We start from the raw sequence: 3,133 nt of genomic DNA on the forward strand, positions 1-3,133 counted from the left end.
GTCAAGTGACTTGAATGCAAAAAAATGGATTTGGATTTTGTCCTTTTCCAACATCAGGTAATCTTCATAGTCGGCATTTCCAAATTCTTTGAATCCTAATTGACGTAAATAAAAATTCTTAGTGATTGCCTTGCTACGCATGGGGATTTTTGGACTGATTGCTGTAAGCATATTTTAATCCTTTATTTGAACTTTTGCGAATTGTCGAATATAATGCTAACACCGGATTATACTGTTTTTTTTTATGGAAAGATACATTTTCCACGGGAAAAGTTTCAATCTTGCACCTGAAACGCCATTGCCTTTACAGCATGTCTTCTGTAAACCGGCCTACTCCTTTTCCACTTTGGGAAGTCTGAAGTACTCATTGGTCGTTTGTCCAAGCCGGTAACGTATTTCGTTAAAATTTTCCTCGGTCGGCTTTAGGTCCGTGTATTTTCCTATGATAATACTTCTTCGGTAGATGATAAAGGTGTTCCCTACGTTCTGGTCAATTTCGTTCAAATATATTTCCGAGGGTCTGTCGGAAAATGAAGGGACAAAGGTCAAGGCAATATTCCCCAGTTTAAGTTCGTGTCCCAGTTCTTCCAATCGGGAAAGTCGATTTTCCGTATTGTAGTCGTTTTCGTTTCCATACACGAAATAGGCTTTTAAATACTTTTCCCTCTTCCGGCTTTCATATTCTAAAAACGTGAGCCATCTTTTAATTTCCTCCCAATTGGGGTTATTGCCAACAAAGTAGAGAATACCGTGGTACCACCCATACTTGCAGATTGGACAGGTCGTCGTGCCCTTATCCGGGCCAAAGGCATGGTAAGGCGTAAAGGAACTTATATCCTCCCCAATTTTTTTGCCCGATTCGGCCCTTGGAATATTCGATTTTGGATAATTCGGAATGTTCAATCCCAAAATCAAGTTTCGCTCGCCAATCCATAAACTTTGTTTTCCAACAAACCGGACAACTCCGCTCCCTCCTCGGTCTTCCATCTTGTTTCTTCTTTCAGAGGTCAGCAAGGGGTCAGTATCGAATACGAAATCGTCGATGTAGTAAGGTTCTTTCATATTTTTCTCCTTTACCGTCACGTGTACGTGTGCTGGTTCCCCCCTGCTCGGGTAGGCTCCCGGAATCACTGTTCTAATGGTGTATCTACCGTCGGAATCCGTCCTTATCCAGCCTCTGATGTGTCCGTGGGTCTGGCCTAGTTTGTTTTTCGGCATGTTCAGCGGTTCGTCGGGGTTGGTCGCGTACATGCCATGAATGTCGGTGTGGTAATAGTAGAGAATTACATTCGGGGCAGGGTTCTTTCCGTCCCTTTCATAAACGGTTCCCGTAAGGAGAATCTTCTGTCCATCCTGTTTCCATCCCGGACTTGTATCCTCCGAGGAAAGGCCGGCGGGCATTTTATAGTAAAAAGGAGGCGATTTGTCGAAATCTTCGCTCAACTTCTCGTCCTGAACGCTCGTTGTATGGCTTTGTCCGTTACATGCCATAAGCCCGAAGGCCGCTAATAGGGCGATTCCCGATTTTCGTATTATGAACATAAAAGCTGCTTTGAACCAAAAATATACTGTCGGAACGGCATTCTATTTCCCCCTGATGCTGCAATTTGCCAAGTGGAGTGTGAAATTGTCTCAATGGAGTAGGCCTTCCCAATTGGCCCTGTAATGTCTACTGAACCTGATGATTCGATCATTTTGGAGCTTGGCGTCGTAGTCGCCGTTCTTTCTCGATTTCAGTTCTTTGACGTACCTTTTGTTGACTATGGACGAACGGTGTACCCGAACGAAGTGCTCAGGGTCCAGTACAACCTCAAAATCCCTCAATGTACGGTTGTCCAAATATTCTTTGTCGCCAAGCATCACAACTGTGTACGGTTTTTCCGCTGAAACGGTCTGAATGGCCATAGTGTCCAACGAAACGATCCTGAGGCCCACCTTGATCTTGATTATCCCGGGATATTCGGTTGTCCACCCGGTATGTCGGCCGTCCTTTTTTTTGGAGCTGAAAAATAGCGGGACCATGACATAAAAAAGAACGAGGATGTAAAATTGATTGGATAGGGCTGTACTTAAAATATGTGGAAAACGGTGTGTCGGAGAAAACGCAAAATAGCTGACCGCCACAAAATAGGATGCAAAAACTAAAATGTGTACTATGGTAAAGAGGCCGCCCAATGCGACCGAAAGAACGATCCGTCCAAATTTGCTTTGGAGTTTGAGCAGTTTGAAAAACCTGAGCTCCAAATATGCCAATGGTGCGAGGAAGGCCCAAATAAGGTTGTAGAGCAAGGATTCCGATATGTAAAATCCTGTATTTTGTATTCGGCTGAACAAATAGTCCTGAAAAACTGAAAGGCTGATGACCACAAGGAGGATACCTATCCATAATTCGGGCTTTTTTAGCCTTGGATGAATTTCCACTGGTCGGTATGTTATAGATTGAGGCATTTACTTTTATGCTTGCGCCAAATGTGTTGTATGAACAGGAAAATTTACAATTTTAGGGTATAGTCCCTATACAAATACAGCTTTCAGTCCATTTTGTCCTTGTCGGAAACCATCGTTTATTAAGTTTTTAGACGATTATAGTTGTCGGTCAGTGCCTTGAATACCATTCTGTCCTTTTCATTGCCTATCGAATTCGGTACGAGCATATGTTTTGAGAGATATCCACTTATCAGGACGTTGACTTCCTCGCTAAAAAGAAATACACATTCCTTCAGGTTGCCAAGGACTGCACTATATTTATTAGATTTTGATTTTCCGCTTTGTCCACAGGAATAAAGTCCCACCATAGCTTTCAATGTCAAAATTATTAAACTTTTTTTCATTTTAAGGCTTGTCGACAAATCGTTTACATAGATATAAATATCATTATGACCCCAATTTAATGAAATAGAAGCCTAGTAACCTATCTTTTATTTGAACTTTAGTAATTCGTTTATCTTTTCAGGATCATCAAAATTCCCCCAGAAGTATTCAATTTCGATTGAGTCGTCCAATATCCTGTAGAACATGGTAGTATGCTTGGTGATAAATGCTTCCCTACTGATATTATCATATAGGGAAACCTTGGACATTTCCGGATTCTTTACTATCAATTCAATGGTATGCTCTACTTCTTCAACAAAAT

The 3,133-nt window shown here is 41.8% G+C and carries 3 protein-coding genes and 1 pseudogene; all 4 read right to left on the minus strand.

Features of this window, described 5'->3' with window-relative positions:
• Nucleotides 1-330: 330 nt before the first annotated feature.
• Nucleotides 331-1,542, minus strand: a complete 1,212-nt coding sequence (locus ACEW8S_RS15845; protein WP_373519095.1) for an intradiol ring-cleavage dioxygenase — start codon at nt 1,540-1,542, stop codon at nt 331-333.
• Nucleotides 1,543-1,632: 90 nt separating this feature from the next.
• On the minus strand, nt 1,633-2,421 hold the full coding sequence (locus ACEW8S_RS15850) for a LytTR family DNA-binding domain-containing protein (RefSeq protein WP_373519096.1): 789 nt from the start codon (nt 2,419-2,421) through the stop codon (nt 1,633-1,635).
• A gap of 146 nt (nt 2,422-2,567) precedes the next feature.
• Complete coding sequence (locus tag ACEW8S_RS15855) at nt 2,568-2,831, minus strand: hypothetical protein (protein ID WP_373519097.1); 264 nt, start codon at nt 2,829-2,831, stop codon at nt 2,568-2,570.
• Between the two features lie 87 nt (nt 2,832-2,918).
• Nucleotides 2,919-3,133, minus strand: a pseudogene (locus tag ACEW8S_RS15860) (hypothetical protein); the annotation flags it as partial.

The sequence above is a fragment of the Pricia sp. genome (genome assembly GCF_041745955.1).
Classification (GTDB): Bacteria; Bacteroidota; Bacteroidia; order Flavobacteriales; family Flavobacteriaceae; genus Pricia.